Source organism: Achromobacter sp. Marseille-Q0513, from assembly GCF_018195695.1.
Classification (GTDB): domain Bacteria; phylum Pseudomonadota; class Gammaproteobacteria; order Burkholderiales; family Burkholderiaceae_B; genus Achromobacter.
Genome location: NZ_JAGTJY010000149.1, coordinates 1 through 15,638, shown reverse-complemented (window position 1 = coordinate 15,638; position 15,638 = coordinate 1). Strand labels below are relative to the sequence as shown.

At 70.4% G+C, this 15,638-nt stretch carries 16 protein-coding genes; 12 read left to right on the top strand and 4 right to left on the bottom strand.

Translation table 11 applies throughout. The annotated features are described in order from the left end of the window. The first annotated feature begins 140 nt into the window (after positions 1-140). Positions 141-536 carry a serine hydrolase gene (locus tag KDH83_RS23425; RefSeq protein WP_212320336.1) on the top strand — a complete coding sequence of 132 codons (396 nt, stop codon included), beginning with the start codon at positions 141-143 and terminating at the stop codon, positions 534-536. On the opposite strand, the gene KDH83_RS23420 is transcribed toward KDH83_RS23425, so the two are convergent. After that, on the bottom strand, positions 511-1,839 hold the full coding sequence (locus KDH83_RS23420; protein WP_212320334.1) for a PLP-dependent aminotransferase family protein: 1,329 nt from the start codon (positions 1,837-1,839) through the stop codon (positions 511-513). The genes KDH83_RS23425 and KDH83_RS23420 overlap by 26 nt on opposite strands. 164 nt (positions 1,840-2,003) lie before the next feature. On the opposite strand from KDH83_RS23420, the gene KDH83_RS23415 reads away from it, so the two are divergent. Beyond that, entirely contained in the window at positions 2,004-2,900 is an 897-nt protein-coding gene (locus KDH83_RS23415) for a DMT family transporter (protein WP_212320332.1), read from the top strand. A gap of 54 nt (positions 2,901-2,954) precedes the next feature. Here KDH83_RS23415 and KDH83_RS23410 read toward each other — a convergent pair whose 3' ends face one another. Continuing rightward, positions 2,955-3,638, bottom strand: a complete 684-nt coding sequence (locus KDH83_RS23410) for a MarC family NAAT transporter (RefSeq protein WP_212320330.1) — start codon at positions 3,636-3,638, stop codon at positions 2,955-2,957. 152 nt (positions 3,639-3,790) lie between these two features. Here KDH83_RS23410 and KDH83_RS23405 point away from each other — a divergent pair, with 152 nt between their 5' ends. From KDH83_RS23405 to KDH83_RS23390, 4 genes are all read left to right on the top strand, one after another. Then, complete coding sequence (locus tag KDH83_RS23405) at positions 3,791-4,825, top strand: MerR family transcriptional regulator (RefSeq protein WP_212320328.1); 1,035 nt, start codon at positions 3,791-3,793, stop codon at positions 4,823-4,825. Positions 4,826-4,903: 78 nt separating this feature from the next. Continuing rightward, a complete protein-coding gene (locus KDH83_RS23400) occupies positions 4,904-5,710 on the top strand; it encodes a MerR family transcriptional regulator (RefSeq protein ID WP_212320326.1) in 807 nt (268 codons plus the stop codon). Positions 5,711-5,716: 6 nt separating this feature from the next. Next, positions 5,717-6,646 carry a hypothetical protein gene (locus KDH83_RS23395; RefSeq protein WP_212320324.1) on the top strand — a complete coding sequence of 310 codons (930 nt, stop codon included), beginning with the start codon at positions 5,717-5,719 and terminating at the stop codon, positions 6,644-6,646. Between the two features lie 88 nt (positions 6,647-6,734). Continuing rightward, positions 6,735-7,556 (top strand): alpha/beta hydrolase, encoded by an 822-nt coding sequence (locus KDH83_RS23390; RefSeq protein ID WP_212320322.1) that lies wholly within the window; start codon positions 6,735-6,737, stop codon positions 7,554-7,556. Positions 7,557-7,571: 15 nt separating this feature from the next. Here KDH83_RS23390 and KDH83_RS23385 read toward each other — a convergent pair whose 3' ends face one another. Further along, complete coding sequence (locus tag KDH83_RS23385; protein ID WP_212320320.1) at positions 7,572-8,141, bottom strand: GNAT family protein; 570 nt, start codon at positions 8,139-8,141, stop codon at positions 7,572-7,574. 241 nt (positions 8,142-8,382) lie between these two features. Between KDH83_RS23385 and KDH83_RS23380 the strand changes: the two genes are divergently transcribed. Then, positions 8,383-9,192, top strand: coding sequence for a DUF6348 family protein (locus tag KDH83_RS23380; RefSeq protein WP_212320318.1), 810 nt, complete (start codon positions 8,383-8,385; stop codon positions 9,190-9,192). A 29-nt stretch (positions 9,193-9,221) separates the two neighbouring features. On the opposite strand, the gene KDH83_RS23375 is transcribed toward KDH83_RS23380, so the two are convergent. Continuing rightward, positions 9,222-10,421, bottom strand: a complete 1,200-nt coding sequence (locus KDH83_RS23375; protein ID WP_212320316.1) for a serine hydrolase — start codon at positions 10,419-10,421, stop codon at positions 9,222-9,224. 285 nt (positions 10,422-10,706) lie between these two features. Here KDH83_RS23375 and KDH83_RS23370 point away from each other — a divergent pair, with 285 nt between their 5' ends. From KDH83_RS23370 to KDH83_RS23350, 5 genes are all read left to right on the top strand, one after another. Continuing rightward, positions 10,707-12,245, top strand: a complete 1,539-nt coding sequence (locus tag KDH83_RS23370) for an amidohydrolase family protein (protein ID WP_212320314.1) — start codon at positions 10,707-10,709, stop codon at positions 12,243-12,245. Positions 12,246-12,270: 25 nt separating this feature from the next. Continuing rightward, positions 12,271-13,368 (top strand): ABC transporter substrate-binding protein, encoded by a 1,098-nt coding sequence (locus KDH83_RS23365; RefSeq protein ID WP_212320312.1) that lies wholly within the window; start codon positions 12,271-12,273, stop codon positions 13,366-13,368. Positions 13,369-13,380: 12 nt separating this feature from the next. Continuing rightward, the gene (locus tag KDH83_RS23360) at positions 13,381-14,211 is read left to right on the top strand and encodes an ABC transporter permease (RefSeq protein WP_212320310.1); all 831 of its coding nucleotides are present in this window, start codon (positions 13,381-13,383) and stop codon (positions 14,209-14,211) included. Then, positions 14,208-15,032 (top strand): ABC transporter permease, encoded by an 825-nt coding sequence (locus tag KDH83_RS23355; RefSeq protein ID WP_212320308.1) that lies wholly within the window; start codon positions 14,208-14,210, stop codon positions 15,030-15,032. The genes KDH83_RS23360 and KDH83_RS23355 overlap by 4 nt, the downstream gene beginning before the upstream one ends. A 17-nt stretch (positions 15,033-15,049) precedes the next feature. Next, positions 15,050-15,638, top strand: a 589-nt coding sequence (locus KDH83_RS23350; RefSeq protein ID WP_212320306.1) for an ABC transporter ATP-binding protein, incomplete at its 3' end; no start/stop codon positions are given.

The window sequence follows — 15,638 nt, the reverse complement described above, 5'->3', positions numbered from 1 at the left end:
GCACGGCGAGCAACGGGCGGCGCGTCGGCGGGGCGGGGGGGTGGTGAGGGCCCGCCGGGCGGGTGGGGGGGGGGGGGGGGGGGGCCCGCGGGGGGGGGGGCGCGGCGCCGCGCGCGCGCCGGTTCCTGGGCGGGCGGGACGTGACCGATGTCAGCGCCACGATGGATCTCTATGGCGGCGGCGGACTGGTCATGTCGGCGCGCGATCTGGCGCGCTGGACCGCCGACCTGTTCGAAGGCCGCGTCTACGAGCGCCCCGCCACGCTGGCCGAGATGCTGGCGCCCGGCGCCCACGAGGGCGCCGACGGCTACCGCCTGGGCCTGTTCGCCAAGCGCATCGGCGGCGCCGAGGTGTATTTCCACCTGGGCTACTGGGGCACGGCGGCCTACTACTGCCCGGCGCTGCGGCTGGCGATGGCGGGTTTCACCGCGAAACGCGAGACGCGGACGGGGATGCTGGCCGTGATGGAAGGCGCGCTGGAAAACGCGCTGCTCAATCCCGACCCCTTCCTCAATACGCCGGCACCGCTCGCCTGATCTTCTCCAGCGAGTCCTCCAGCACCGCCATGTCCACCGAGCCCAGCGCCAGCCGGATCGCGTGCGGCACCTGGGACGTGGTGGCAAACGGCTCGGCGGTCGTGACCGCCACCTGCTGGCGCTGCAGCGACATGGCGATCTGGTCGGCGCGCGCCTCTTCCGCCAGCGGGATCCACAGGAAGTACGACGAGGGATGCGCGATCACGGGCAGGTCCGCCAGGATGCGGCGCGCCAGCATCTGGCGCACGCGCGCATCCTCGCGCTTGGCCTGTTCCAGCGCCGCCACGGTGCCGTCCTCCATCCACATGCAGGCGATGGCGGACATGACGGCGGGCGTGTTCCAGGTCGAACTGCGGATCACCCGTTCCATGGCCGGCAGCCAGGCATCGGGCGCCGCGATGAAACCGACCCGCAGGCCGGCCGCCACGCTCTTGGACAGGCCGGACACATAGACCGTGCGCTCCGGCGCCAGGGCCGCCAGCGGCGCCGGCTGCGGATGCACCAGATAGCCGTAGACCTGATCCTCGATCACGATCAGGTCATGGCGGCGCGCGATGGCCACCAGGCGCTCGCGACCGGCCTGGTCCAGCACCCACCCGAGCGGATTGTGCAGCGTCGGCATGCAGTAGATGGCGCGCACGCGGCGCGCGCGGCACAGGCGTTCCAGCGCGTCCAGGTCCGGCCCCTCGGCGCTGACCGGGACCGGCGCCAGCTCCAGGCGCTGCGCCTCGGCCACGCCCTTGAAGCCGTAGTAGGTCAGCGCATCCACCGCCACCACGTCGCCCGGCCGCAGCAGGGCGGTGGCGGCGACGGCCAGCCCATGCTGGGCGCCACAGACGATCAGCACGCGCTCGGCCGGCGCCCGCAGTCCGTGCGTGGCCAGATGGCGCGCCGCGACGGCGCGTTCATGGGGCCGGCCGCCATGCGGCTGATAGCGCAGCAGCGCGTCCAGGTCGCCGGACTGGGCCAGCTGGCGCAAGGCGGCGCGCAGTTGCTCGGCCTGGCCCGGCAGCGACGGATAGTTGAAGCTCAGGTCGGCCATGCTGGCGGCGGCCGTCTGCGTGTCCGTACCCAGGAAGGTCGGCCATTCCGGCTCGCGCACGAAAGTGCCACGGCCGGTCTCGCCGCTGACCAGGCCCATCGATTCCAGTTCCGCGTACACGCGCGAGGCCGTGACCAGGGCCAGCCCCTGGCTGGCGGCGAGCTGCCGGTGGGTGGGCAGGCGCGTGCCCGGGGCCAGGCGCCCTTCGCGGATATCGGCGGCGTAGGCGTCAACCAGCTGCTTGTAGCGGGCTTGGGGCATGGGAAGATGTATCCATGACAATTGTTTGATTGTACTGATCCGGAAGCATAGCATTGCATCGGCAGGGTCCGCGTTCCCCCGAACGGCTCCCCTGCCGGCAGCGGCGGCCGTCCTGACGGCTTGCCGCTGCCTTTTTCCAGCAACGCCATTTTGCGCAGGCAATCATGCAACAGACAGCTATCTTGCGGAACAAGCCGGACGACCGGACCGCGAGCGGATGGATCAACGGTTTTCTCGGCGTCGTCATCTTCAGCGGCTCGCTGCCCGCCACGCGGGTCGCGGTGCTGGAGTTCGACGCCCTCTTCCTGACGGTGGCGCGCGCCGCCATCGCCGGCCTGCTGGCCGTCGCCGTGCTGCTCCTGTTCCGGCAGAAACGCCCCGCGCGCCAGGACATCATTCCGCTCATCATCGTCTCGCTCGGCGTGGTGGTCGGCTTTCCGCTGCTGACGGCGCTGGCCCTGCGCCACGTGACCTCGGCGCACTCGATCGTCTTCGTCGGCCTGTTGCCGCTGACCACCGCCATCTTCGGCGTGATCCGAGGCGGCGAGCGGCCGCGCCCGGCCTTCTGGCTGTTCTCGATCCTGGGCAGCCTCTTCGTGGTCGGCTTCGCGCTGACCCAGGGCGTGAGCGCCTCGGTCGAGGGCGACCTGCTGATGCTGGCGTCCATCATCGTCTGCGGGCTGGGCTATGCCGAGGGCGGCCGGCTGTCCCGCAAGCTGGGCGGCTGGCAGGTGATCTCCTGGGCGCTGGTGCTGTCGCTGCCGGTGATGGCGGCGATGACCTGGACGCTGGCGCCCCCGACCTTCGCCAACATCAGCACGCCGGCCTGGATCAGCCTGGCCTATGTGGCGCTCTTCAGCATGTTCATCGGCTTCGTGTTCTGGTATCGGGGCCTGGCCCAGGGCGGCATCGCCGCCGTCGGCCAGCTGCAGCTGCTGCAGCCCTTCTTCGGGCTGGCGCTGGCGGCGGGCCTGCTGCACGAGCACGTCAGCGTGGCCATGCTGGGCGTCACGGTGGGCGTGATCCTGTGCGTGGCCGGCGCCAAGAAGTTCGCCAGGTAAGACCGCGGGCGGACGCGCCGGCCCGGCAGCCGGATGCGCTCCGCCCGCCCCCGCTCAGGGCAGTCCGTGCGCGATCTCCAGCACGCCGTTGATCACGAACTGCACGCCCATGCAGACCAGCAGGAAACCCATCACGCGCGAGATGGCCTCCACGCCTTCATGGCCGATCAGCGCCACGATCTTGCCGGCCGAGGTCAGGCAGATCCAGAAGATCAGGCCCAGCAGCGCGAACACCACGATAGGCACCACCGCCAGCACCCAGGCCGGCACATGCGCCAACTCATCGGAATTCATCGACGAGGCCGCGCTGATGATCATGGCGATGGTGCCCGGCCCCGCCGTGCCCGGCATGGCCAGCGGCACGAAGGCGATGTTGGGGGCGGCGCCGCGCCGGGCCGCCGCGTCGGTCTGCTCGACCTCGGGCGCGTCCTCGGGCTGCGTCTTGGGGAACAGCATGCTGAAGCCCAGCACCATGACGATCAGCCCGCCCGCGATGCGCAACCCGGGGATCGAAATGCCGAAGGTGCTCATGATCCAGGCCCCGGCGTAGTAGGTCACCAGCATGATGCCCACCACGTAGAACGCCGCCTGGCGGATCTGCCGCGCGCGCTCCTTGTACGGGATGTGCTGTCCCAGCGACAGCAGCATGGTCATGGAAGTCAGGGGATTGGCCAGGGGCAGCATGATCACCAGGCCCAGGCCGGTGAGCTTGCCGAGCAGGAACAGGTCATTGAACATGGCGGGATCCGTAAGGCGTGAAGCGGGAAAGCCGCGCGGCCAGGCGCGGCGCCAGTCCCTATTGTGGCCCAAACGAGACATTGCCTTTCCGCTTGACCCTCACGTAACGTAACGCTCCAGAGTTCGGTCTGCGCCACTCACGGAGGGAAACGATGCAGCTGAAAGTAGGAGAACTGGCCAAGCGCAGCGGACTGACGGTCCGCGCGCTGCACCACTATCACGCGATCGGTCTGCTCAGTCCCTCGGCGCGCGCCGAGAACGGCTACCGGCTGTACGGCCGCGACGACATCGCCCGGCTCCACCAGATCCAGGCGCTGCGCCGCTTCGGACTGTCGCTGGCCGAGATCGGCGCTTTCCTGGACCAGCCCGGCGTCCCGCTGGCCGGCATCGTGGCGCGGCAGATCGCCGCCCTCGACCGGCAGATCGAGCAGGCCGCGCAACTGCGCGCAAGACTGGCGCAATTGCACGGCCAGCTGCTCGGCGGCGCGGAACCGGAGCTGGCCGATTGGCTCAACACTCTGGAACTGATGACCATGTACGACAAATACTTCTCGCAAGACGAACTCGACCGCCTGCCCATGTATCGCAGCAGCCAGAGCGGCTCGCCGGACGCCGACTGGCTGGCGCTGATCGCCGAGGTGCGCGCCCAGATCGACGCCGGCGTCGCACCCGAGGCACAGCGGCCGCGCGAGCTGGCGACGCGCTGGATGACGCTGCTGGTCCGCGACACCGGCGGCGATCCGCGCCTGCTGGTCAAGCTGAACGCCATGTACGAACGCGAGCCATCGATGCAGGAACACGTCGGCATCTCGCCGGCCATGCGCGACTACGTGCTGCGCGCCTTCTCGGAAAGCAAGCTGCTGGTCTATGAAAAGTACCTGACGCCCGGGGAGATCCGCCATCTGCGCGCCCACTACGACGACCGCGCCGCCGAATGGCCGCAGCTCATGGCCGACGCGCGCGACGCCATCGACGCCGGCCACGCGCCGGGCTCGCCCGCCGGCCAGGCCCTGGCCCGTCGCTGGATGACGCTGTTCAGCAGCTACGCCGGCAAGGACCCCGCCACCCACGCCAAGTTCCGGCAGGCCATGATGAGCGAGCCCGGACTCACCGCCGGCACCTGGGCCAGCGATGAACTGCTCGGCTTCATGCGCCAGTCGATGGCCTCGCTCGCGCAGGCGCGCTGAATGCCGTCCCGCCGCCGGGGCGGCGGGACGCTCAGCCCGCTTGACCTCGCCCCAGGGGCAAGCCCCACACTCGCGCCCATGACCGACACCCATCTGCTCGCGGGCCGCTTCGGCGCCCTGACCCAGCTGTCGCCGAAGGCATTGCGGCTCTATGCGGATCAAGGCCTGCTGGTGCCCGATCGCATCGACCCGGCCACGGGCTATCGCTATTACGCGATCAGCCAGGCCGCCACGGCCCGGCTGATCGCCCGGCTACGCCGGTTGGGCCTGCCGGTGGCCCGCATCGCGCGCCTGCTGGCGCTGGACGAGATGACGCGCGCGGCCGAGCTGCGCGCCTGGCTGGCGGCGCAGGCGGACCGCCTGGCCGAACAGAATGAGCTGGTGGACGCCATCGTCCGCCAGTCCGCCGACGGCGATGCCGGACTGGCTGGCGCCGTGCGCGTGCGCGACGTGCCCGCCGCCAAGCTGGCGTACCTGCAGACCCATGTCGATATCGACGGCCTGGAACCCTTCGCCCAACACGCCGACTCGGCGCTGCGCGACGCCCTGGCCCGCGCCGGCCTGGCCGCCGACGGCCCGCTGATGCTGCATTTCCACGAAGCCGTGGGCCATGATGGCGCCGGCCGGATCGAAGCCGCCATCGCCTATGCCGGCCACCTGGAACCCTCGGGCGAATTGAGCCTGCGGCTGCGACCTGCCGGACGCGAAGCCTATCTGCCCGCGCCGGCCGCGCTGCAAACCTACCCACAGGTGCTGCGCCTATACGACGCGATCGAGCGCTGGCTGGAAGGCCAGGCCGGTTCCTGCTGCGCCGGCAGTCCCTACGAAATCCACCCGGGCACCGGCGGCGCCCGCTTCGATGTCGCCTATCCCATCGCGCCCTGAGGCTCCATGCTGCACCTGCCCTACATCGGCTCCGGCCCTTACTGCTATGCCAACAGCTTCGCCATGATGTTCGGCGAACACGCTCCGTCGACCGCCGTCATCGAATTCGCCACCGGCAGTCCGTTCGGCATGCAGATGCTCGGGGGCGCGCTGCCGCTGTTCGATCCCCATGGCTGGAATCCGGACGCCGGCTTCGACGGCGCGCTGGCGGCGCTGGGCTGGCGCTCGGACCGCAGTTGCGGCGGCAGCGCGGGCGAGGCGCTGGAACGTCTGCACGACGCGTTGGCGCATGGTCCTGCCTGGATCGGTCCGGTCGAGATGGGATACTTCCTGCATCAGCCAGGCATGACGGGACCGATCCAGGCCGATCACTATGTCGTCGCGCTGGCGATCGAGGACGGCTGCGTGCTGATGCACGACCCGCAAGGCTTCCCCTATGCCACGTTGCCGCTGGCCGACTTCATGGCCGCCTGGGCGGCGGATACCGTGGACTACGGCGCGCCCTACACCTTGCGCACGGGCTTCACGCGCATCTCGGCGGTCTCGGAGACCGAGGCCATCCGCGCCGCGCTGCCGGCCGCCGCGCGCTGGCTCGCCATGGATCCGCGACGGCCCGTTCCCGCCGGCACGCTGGGCAACGCCGACGCCGCCGAAGCGCTGGCGGACAGGCTGCTCGACGGCTGCGACGACGCGCTCCGGATGCATCTGATCCATTTCGCGGTCCGCGTCGGCGCGCGTCGCGCCAGCGACGCGGCGGCCTGCCTGGCCCGCGCCGGCTGCCCGCGGGCCGCCGCCGTGGCCGCCGAGCAGGCGCGATACATCGGCGCCCTGCAACATCCGCTGGTCACGCGGCGCGACGCCAGCGCGGCCCAGTGCCTGCGCCGGCTGGCGCCGACCTACTCACGACTGCTCGCGGCCCTGCGCGCGGAATCCTGAGGCAATCCGCCGGGGACGGGCGCGGGCCGGACACGATACGGCCTGTCGCTGTAGCATGGACGCCTGCTTCAGCTCCCAAGGATCAGGCATGGATTCCCCCCAATGGATCACATCCGGGCGCGCCCGGCTGGCGGCCAGCGTCTGCGGCCAAGGCGCCCCCATCGTGTTCCTGCACGCCGGCGTGTGCGACCGCCGCATGTGGCATGCCGTCGCGCCCCGCCACGCCGCGCGCGGCCGGGCCATCGCCTACGACCGGCGCGGCTATGGACTGACCCGCGCCGATCCCGAAGACCATGCCCAGGTCACGGACCTGCTGGCGGTGCTGGACGCGCTGACGGACGGCGAACCGGCAATCCTGGTGGGCGCCTCGGCGGGCGGCCGCGTCGCGCTGGACATGGCGCTGCTGCACCCGACGCGCGTACGCGCCCTGGTGCTGGTCGCGCCGAACATCGCGGGCGCGCCCGCGCCCGTCTATGACCCGCCGGTGCAAGCGCAGATGGACGAGCTGCGCCAGGCAGAGGCCGCCGGCGACATGGAACGCGTCAACCGCTGCAAGGCGCGCCAGCTGCTGGATGGCGTGCTCGCCGCCGAGGGCCGCGTGACGGGCGAGACGCGGGCCTTGTTCCTGGACATGAACGGCATCGTGCTGCGCGCCGCGCCCGGCGGACAGGCGCAGGAGCCCGCGCCCGCCTATCCGCGCCTGGCGGACGTCGCCGCGCCGACGCTGGTGGCCTGGGGCAGCCTGGATTTTCCGCATGTACAGGAACGCTCGCGCCACGCGGCGCGGACGATCCCCGGCGCCGAAGCGCGCGAATTCATCGACGCCGGCCACCTGCCCAGCCTGGAGGACCCGGCCGGTTTTTCCGCGCTGCTCGAAGACTTCATCCTGCGCCGCGCCTCCGCGGGCTGACGCCGGGCAAGCGCGCTACGCCTGCCCGTCCCCGCCGGCCCGCCCTTCTGCGCCGGCCCGCCCTTCCGCGCCAGCTTGCGCATCTTCGTCGGCCAGCAGGGCCCAACGCTCGTGGTCGCGCCACTGCCCGTCAATCCGCAGATAGCGCGGCGAAAACCCTTCCTTGCGGAATCCGGCGCGCCGCAGCAGCGCGATGGATGCCGTATTGGCGGGCTGCACGTTCGCCTCCAGGCGATGCAGCCCGAGTTCGCCGAACGCCAGCTCGGCCGTGGCGCGCAGGGCCTCGCCCATCATGCCGCTGCCACGGAATTCGGACATGCCGTAATAGCCCAGATAGGCGCTGAGAAAAGCGCCGGCGACGATCTCGTTGATGTTGACCACGCCGACCAGGCGGCCCGACGCGCGTTCGCGCGCGAGCAGGCCCACGTTCGGTCCGGTGAGCGTGCGCGCGAACCAGGCGTCGAAGCCCGCCTGGTCCGTCAATGACGCGACCCAGGGCCGATGGTAGTGCTGGTTGGCCTGATTCGCGGCGATCAGGTCGGCGGCATCGCCGCTACGGACGCGGCGCAGTTCTATCCTGTTCATGGCTTGCTCCGAGCGAGCCCGGTGCCCGCGCCAATGGGCTGGCATTATGCCTCAAGGCCAGGCCCCGGCTGAACGCTGAAAACACCGCGAATTCGCGGGCGCCGGGCGTCGAGGCTTTACCGTGCGTAACCGCGGCTGGACCTGTCACGGCAAGACCGCTATAAATGACGCAGCCCCGCCCGCGCCGCAACGCGCGCACGCGGATCCCGTCTCCTACACCTGATCCAGAACCCTCCACGACATGGCCTCTTCCGCCGCCCCCACTCCCCGCGTCAGCCCCGGCAATCCGGGCGACATCTCCACCTTCGCGATCAACTTCGAAAAAGGCGAGGAAAGCTGGGACGAGCAGATCGACCTGACCGAGCTGCTGCTCGCCGCCCTGCAGGAACGCGACATCCCCGCCACACGCGACGAGGCCTGGCTGCGCACCGGCGACGGCTTCTGGCTGCTGCCGCAACTGGTGAGCGCTCAGCTGTCCGAGGACGGCAACATGCGGACGTCCACCACCATCCAGGCCTGGCACCCCGAGCTGGCGCCGGAAGGCGTGTTCGAGTATCAGCATTCGATCAGCAACGAAGACGCGGTCAGCGCGTTCCGCCGGGGATTCTCGCAATGGGCCGCGACGGACGCGGTGGCGCTGCGCGACAGCGCCAGCGACGAGCCCGACTGTCCCTGCATGATCATGGAATTCCCGGCCGACGACGGCGGCGCCAGCCTGCGCCGCCGCGTGGTGCTCGGCCCGGTCGCGCACTATGCCGAATCGCCCGCGCCGGCGCAGGACGAAGAGCATCCGTTCTGCCCCTGCTGCCTGTTCACGAATTCGCTCGATGCCTTCCACGGCATCCTGCGCGATGGCGGCTATGCCGCGATCCGCCTGTATGCCGCGCGCGACGCCAACGGCGAGATCAGCGCGGACTGCCGCGTCAACGGCGAGGATTATCCGGCCGGGCAGCAGGCCCTGGCCGAATACGTCGGCACCTGGCCGCAGCGCGGCTTCGAGTTCCGCAAGCAGCTGGTGATCGCCCACCTGTACGACGGCGAGCCCGGCTGAGCGTCGCCGAGCGGCGATGCCCGGCGCGCCTAGCGCCGGGCGATCGCCCTGAACACGTCGTAGGTGCTGCGCTCGTCCTGCTCGGTGCCATGATCGCTGAGCTTGACGATGACCACGCGCCGGCCGGGATGCACGTAGGTGTACTGGCCGTAGATGCCCATGGCGGAATAGTCCTCGCCATCGTCGGGGCCGCGATGCCACCACTGCGCGGAATAGCCCCAGCCATCCAGCGGCGTCGTCACCGGCGCCGCGATGCGCGCCACCCAGGCGCCCGGCACCACCTGCCGCCCCGCCACGTATCCCTGGTCCGCCAGCATCTGGCCGACGCGCGCGAAATCGCGCGCGGTGGCGTTGACGCAGCAGAACGCCTTTTCCGTGCCGCCTGCGCGGTCCAGGTTCCAGGTGGCCGACCGCTCGGCGCCGATGGGCTGCCAGATGTCGCGCGCCAACAGGTCCGCCAGGTTGCCGCCGGCGGCTCGCGCCAGCGCCATCCCGAGCAACTGCGTGTCGACGCTGCGATAGGCCGTTGCGCTGCCCGGCGTGAATTCCATCTCGCGGTTCTGCGCGACAAAACCCGGCAGGTCGCGCGTCAGGTACATGCGCGCCGCGCCGGTGAAGGGCCAGTATGGCCGATAGTTCTCGGCCACGAACACGCCGGAACGCATGTCGAGCAGGTCGCGCACCGTGACCTTGTCGTAGTCGCCGCCCGTCTTCAGCTCCGGCAACAGATCCACCAGCCGGTCGCTTTCGCGCAGCTTGCCTCGGGCGATGGCCTGCCCGACCAGCAGCGAGACCAGCGACTTGGACATGGACCATGAGGACATCGGCGTGCGCGCATCGACGCCGGGCCGATACCACTCATAGGCCAGCTTGCCATCGCGCAGGATCACGAAGGCATTCGTGTGCGTCAGTTCCAGGAAGCGGTCGAAGGCGATCTGTCCGCCCTTCCAGGGCACGGTCGCGGGCGGCGGCTCGGGCTGCGCGGGCAAGGCCCAGGGCACGGCCGGCGCGGCCACCTCGCGCGCCGGGAACAGCTCGCCCCGGCGCGACGGTTCCGCCACTTCCAGCTGGTACAGCCTGTAGGGCGGCGGGATGTCCATGACCGTCGTGCCGGCATAGGCGACGGCGGCCAGGGCCGCGACGCCGGCCAGCAGCCGCCAGGCCAGGCGGCGCCGGCGCGGGACCGGCGCGGGCGCGCCAGCAGCCGGAAAGCGATTGCGGGAATTCATCGGGTAGGGGACATCCGGAACAGGCCACGGCAGCCAGGACGCGATCTTCGCACATCCGCGCGCGACCGGGCAGGCCGGTTATGTGGTCATGCCTCATTTAGTCATGCGGCATGACCTCATGCGCCATTTGGTCATGACGCAGTAAGAAACAACCAATCCGTCGTTTGCGCCTTCCGGGGTCTCACTTAATGTGGTCAGCCCAAGGTGGCGAGCCCACGGTGATGAACCGCCCCCGCCGGCGGGCCAAACCCGCCACCGCCGCCCGCCCGAACCACGGAGCCTCTCATGAACGACCGCCTGCACCCCGCCAAAGCGTCCCGATCCGCCGCCGTGAAAGCGCGGCTGGACCATCCCGTCATCGACACCGACGTGCACGTCAACGACTACGCGCCGGTGCTGGAAGACTATATCCAGCACTACGGCGGCTCCAAGCTGGTGGACGCGCTGCGCAAGGCGCTGGGCTCGCGCTACCCCACGCGGCGCGACGGCAAGGACTGGTACCAGCAGACGCCGGCCGAGCGCCATGACAACCGCACGCTGCGCTCGCCGTGGTGGGCGCGGGTCACGCGCAACACGCTGGACCTGGCCACCTACACCCTGCCCGAGCTGCTGTACGAGCGCCTGGCCGAACAGGGCGCGGACTATTCCATCCTGTTTCCGAACGACGTGCTGGCGCCGCTGGGCGCGGGCGACGAGGCGCGCCAGCCGCTGCACCGCGCCATCAACCACTTCCATGCCGACCAGTACCGCAAGTACGCCGACCGCCTCACCCCCGTGGCCGGCATCCCGCTGAACACGCCGCAGGAAGGCATCGAGGAACTGGAGTTCGCGGTCAAGACGCTGGGCCTGAAGGTCATCAACATCGCCGGCGGCGTGAAGCGGCCCATCAAGGCCATCGCCCGCAAATATCCGGCCGATCAGTATCCGGAGATCGCCCGCCACGCCAGCTATGTCGACTTCTACGGCATCGACAGCGAATACGACTACGACCCGTTTTGGGCCAAGGTGGTCGAGCTGGGCGTGCCCGTCACCACGCATTACGGCAGCCAGGGCTGGACCGGCCGGCAATCCACCAGCAACTACATGTTCAATCACATCGGCCACTTCGCCGACGGCTCGCAGGCTTTCGCCAAGGCGCTGTTCTTCGGCGGCGTGACGCGCCGCTTCCCCAACCTGCGCGTGGCCTTGCTGGAAGGCGGCGCCGACTGGGGCTCGCACGTCTACACGCACCTGGTCGATCGCTGGGAAAAGCGCAACCGCAAGGCGGTGCAGAACTACAACCCGGCCCACGCCGACCTCGCGCTGCTGCAGGATCTGTTCTCGCGCTACGGCGCGGATTTCATCCGTGGCCGCGAACTGGACCCGGCGCAACTGCTGCGCGACAGCCTGGGCATCTCCGCCCTGCCGCACAGCCGCGAGCCGCACGAGGACGAGCTGGACGATTTCGCCGCCGCCGGCATCGAGTCGGCCGAGGACATCCGCAAGCGCTGGGTGGACAGCTTCTACTTCGGCTCCGAGGCCGACGACCGCACCGTGGCGACCGCCTTCAACGACCGCGTCCATCCGCTGGGCGCGAAGATCAACGCGATCTGGTCCTCCGACATCGGCCACTGGGACGTGCCCGACCTGACCGAGCCGCTGGCCGAAAGCTGGGACCTGGTCGAACAGGGTGTCATCAGCGAACAGGACTTCAAGGCCCTGGTGTTCGGCAACCCCTACCGCCTCTACACCGAGGCCAATCCCGATTTCTTCCGGGGCACGGAGATCGAGCGCAAGCTCGCCGCCCGCCCCGCCGCCACCGACACCAAGACCCGCGCCGCCTGACGCCACGCCCTGTATGAGTCCCGCCATGAAGCCCTTGCAGTTCCTTCGCAGATCCCTGGCCGCGCTGGCCCTCCTGGCGGCCGCCGCCGCGCCGGCCGGCCCGGCGCGGGCGGCCGACACCATCCGCATCGGCGTGGCCACCGCCGGCGGCGGCGACCCCATCACCTGGGGCGGCTCGCCCGGCGGCGTGGTGCGCGCCAACAACTGGCTGGAGCAGGCCTTCGCGGCCGACGGTGTCAAGGTCGAATGGCTGTTCTTCCAGGGCTCGGGGCCGGCGGTCAACGAGGCGCTGTCCAACAAGCAGATCGACTTCGCCTACCAGGGCGACCTGCCGCAGGTGGTGGGCCGCGCCAACGGCCTGAAGACCAAGCTGCTGGTGGCCAGCGGCGTGCGCAACAACCTCTACCTGGTGGCGCCGGCCGCCTCGCCGCTGTCGTCCATCAAGGACATCCGCGACCACAAGGTGTCCATCTTCCGGGGCACCAACGGCCATCTGGTCGCCATCAATGTGCTGGCCGCCCACGGCCTGGCCGAGCGCGACATCAAGGGCGTCAACCTGGACGCGGGCAGCGCCCAGGCCGCGCTGGTGTCCAACGGCGTGGACGCGGCCTTCGGCGGCTATGAATGGTTCAAGGTGCGCGACCAGGGCCTGGCCAAGGTCATCTACAGCACCCAGGGCCAGGATCCCGCGTACACGCGCCAGGCCTCGCTGCTGGTGCGCGAGGAGTTCGAGCGCGACAACCCGGCACAGGTGCAGAAGGTGGTCGATGTCTTCGTGCGCGCCTCGCGCTGGGCCTCGGACGAGGCCAACCGCGACGCGCTGTTCAAGCTCTGGGAAAAGAGCGGCGTGCCCTACGCGTCCTGGGCCGCCGAGTTCGACAAGCAGGACCTGGCCGCGCGCAACTCGCCGCTGATCGACGACTTCATCATCGCCCGCTACAAGGCGGTGGTGGCCGACGCGCTCAAGCTCAAGCTGATCCGCCGCGAGGTATCGGTGGACGGCTGGTTCGACGACCGCTACCTGAAGCAGGCGCTCAAGACGCAGGGCCTGGAACGCTACTGGACCCGCTACGACGCCGCCGGCAAGGCCGTCGCGGGCGAGCGCCAGGCCTCGGCGCGCTGAACGGAGACGCACATGGCCGCCCTGTCCTCTTCCGGCGCCTGGCGCGCCGCGCCGCTGCCACCCTGGGCGCGCCAGGCCGCCTGGACCGCCGCGCCCTGGCTACTGCCCGTGTTGCTGCTGACGCTATGGCACGCGGGCGCCAGCCAGGGCTGGATCTCGCCGCAGGTGCTGCCGCCGCCGGCCTATGTCTGGGAAACGCTGCGCGACCTGGCCGTCAACGGCGACCTGTGGCTCAACACCGCCGCCAGCCTGCGGCGCGTGCTGGCCGGTTTCGCCGCCGGCAGCCTGCTGGGCCTGCTGCTGGGCGTGGCCATGGGCCTGTCGCGCCGGCTCGAAGCCTATCTGCTGCCCACGTTCAACGCGCTGGTGCAGATCCCGGTGCTGGCCTGGCTGCCCTTCGTGCTGCTGCTGGTGGGCATCGGCGAAGCGCTCAAGATCATCCTGATCGCCAAGGCGGCGCTGGTGCCCGTGACCCTCAACACGCTGCAGGGCTTCCGCCAGGCCAGTCCGGCGCTGCGCGAGGTGGGACGCGTCTATGGCTACACGCGTCGCCAGGAAGTGCTGGAGATCGTGCTGCCGCTGGCCACGCCGACGCTGTTCACCGGCCTGCGGCTGGGCTTCACCAAGGCCTGGCTGTCGCTGGTGGTGGTGGAGCTGGTGGCCTCCAGCGAAGGCCTGGGCTACCTGATCGTGTACGGCCGCCAGCTGTTCCAGCTGGATCTGGTCATGGCCGCCGTGATCGTGGTGGGCGCGATCGGCTACGCCATCGACCGCGCGCTGGACTGGACCGAGACGAAGCTGATTCGCGGCTCGGCCGTCCAGGCGGCGGGAGCGCCGCGATGAGCGCCGCCCCCGCCCTGTCGCGCGACGCCGCCGAGGCGGCCGCCGCGCAGCCGCTGCCCGTCTCCGCCGCCGGCCGCTGGCGCGGTCTGGTCCTGCCCGTGGCCGCCGTGCTGCTGTGGTGGCTGCTGTCCCATGCCGGCCTGGTCAACTCGGCGCTGCTGGTCCCGCCCGAGAAAGTGCTGGCCACCGCCGCCGAGCAGATCTCCGGCGGCAAGCTGTGGCGCGCGCTGGGCGCCAGCCTGGCGCGGGAATTCACCGGTTTCGCCATCGGCACCATCGCCGGCCTGCTGCTGGGCGCGGCGCTGGGCGTGTCGCGCATCTTCAACCGCCTGGCCGGTCCCAGCTTCAACACCTTCAAGCAGATCTCGCTGTTCGCCTGGATCCCGCTGATCTCGGTCTGGTTCGGCCTGGGCGACACCGCCAAGGTGGCATTCCTGTCGCTGGCCGCGCTGGTGCCGGTGGTGGTCAACACCTGCGACGGCATCAGCCAGACGCCGCCCGCGCTGCTCGAAGTGGCGCGGGTCTATGGCTACACGCGCTGGCAGACCTTCCGCCAGGTGGCGCTGCCGGCCGCCGCGCCGGCCATCTTCACCGGCATCTACCTGGCCCTGATCTATTCCTGGCTCGCCACCATCGGCGCCGAATACCTGCTGGTGGCGGGCATGGGCATCGGCAACCTGCTGATCGAGGGCAGCGAGCATTTCCAGATGGACCTGGTGATCTTCGGCATGTTCGTGGTGGGCACGATCGGCTGGCTCACCAACGCCTCGGCCCGCCTGGCCGAGCGCCGGCTCGCGCGGCTGCGCGGCCGGACACTATGAACGCGGGAGCGACACGCATGGCAGAACCCCACACCCTGGACCTGGAACTCAAGGCCGTCGGCAAGCGCTACGCCAGCGCGCAGGCCGAGGGCGGCGCGCTGCAGGTGCTGTCCGGCATCGACCTGCGCATACCGGCCGGCCAGTTCGTGGCCGTGGTCGGCGCCAGCGGCTGCGGCAAGTCCACGCTGCTGCGGCTGATCCTGGGCCTGGACGACGCCCATGACGGCAGCATCACGCTGGGCGGCGCGCCAGTGCTGGGCACCAGCCCGGACCGTGGCATCGTATTCCAGGACCACCGCCTGTTCCCCTGGCTGAACGTGGCGCAGAACATCGCCGTCGGCCTGCGCAACGCGCCGCGCAGCGCCTCGGAAAAGCGCGAGCTGGTGGCCGAGCACATCGCCCTGGTCGGGCTGGAAGGCTTCGAGCAGTCCTACCCGCACCAGATCTCCGGCGGCATGGCGCAGCGCGTGGCGATCGCGCGCGGCCTGGTCAACCGCCCGCGCGTGCTGCTGCTGGACGAACCCTTCGGCGCGCTGGACGCGCTGACGCGCGCCCGGCTGCAGACCGAGCTGCAACGCATCTGGCAGAAGGAACGCATCACCATGA

What these genes read in the sequence shown, in the direction of transcription:
- KDH83_RS23410 (WP_212320330.1), bottom strand. Translation starts at nt 3,638, where the DNA reads ATGTTCAATGACCTGTTCCTGCTCGGCAAGCTCACCGGCCTGGGCCTG.
- KDH83_RS23415 (WP_212320332.1), top strand. Translation starts at nt 2,004, where the DNA reads ATGCAACAGACAGCTATCTTGCGGAACAAGCCGGACGACCGGACCGCG.
- KDH83_RS23360 (WP_212320310.1), top strand. Translation starts at nt 13,381, where the DNA reads ATGGCCGCCCTGTCCTCTTCCGGCGCCTGGCGCGCCGCGCCGCTGCCA.
- KDH83_RS23355 (WP_212320308.1), top strand. Translation starts at nt 14,208, where the DNA reads ATGAGCGCCGCCCCCGCCCTGTCGCGCGACGCCGCCGAGGCGGCCGCC.
- KDH83_RS23400 (WP_212320326.1), top strand. Translation starts at nt 4,904, where the DNA reads ATGACCGACACCCATCTGCTCGCGGGCCGCTTCGGCGCCCTGACCCAG.
- KDH83_RS23385 (WP_212320320.1), bottom strand. Translation starts at nt 8,141, where the DNA reads ATGAACAGGATAGAACTGCGCCGCGTCCGTAGCGGCGATGCCGCCGAC.
- KDH83_RS23420 (WP_212320334.1), bottom strand. Translation starts at nt 1,839, where the DNA reads ATGCCCCAAGCCCGCTACAAGCAGCTGGTTGACGCCTACGCCGCCGAT.
- KDH83_RS23375 (WP_212320316.1), bottom strand. Translation starts at nt 10,421, where the DNA reads ATGAATTCCCGCAATCGCTTTCCGGCTGCTGGCGCGCCCGCGCCGGTC.
- KDH83_RS23390 (WP_212320322.1), top strand. Translation starts at nt 6,735, where the DNA reads ATGGATTCCCCCCAATGGATCACATCCGGGCGCGCCCGGCTGGCGGCC.
- KDH83_RS23395 (WP_212320324.1), top strand. Translation starts at nt 5,717, where the DNA reads ATGCTGCACCTGCCCTACATCGGCTCCGGCCCTTACTGCTATGCCAAC.
- KDH83_RS23380 (WP_212320318.1), top strand. Translation starts at nt 8,383, where the DNA reads ATGGCCTCTTCCGCCGCCCCCACTCCCCGCGTCAGCCCCGGCAATCCG.
- KDH83_RS23405 (WP_212320328.1), top strand. Translation starts at nt 3,791, where the DNA reads ATGCAGCTGAAAGTAGGAGAACTGGCCAAGCGCAGCGGACTGACGGTC.
- KDH83_RS23365 (WP_212320312.1), top strand. Translation starts at nt 12,271, where the DNA reads ATGAAGCCCTTGCAGTTCCTTCGCAGATCCCTGGCCGCGCTGGCCCTC.
- KDH83_RS23370 (WP_212320314.1), top strand. Translation starts at nt 10,707, where the DNA reads ATGAACGACCGCCTGCACCCCGCCAAAGCGTCCCGATCCGCCGCCGTG.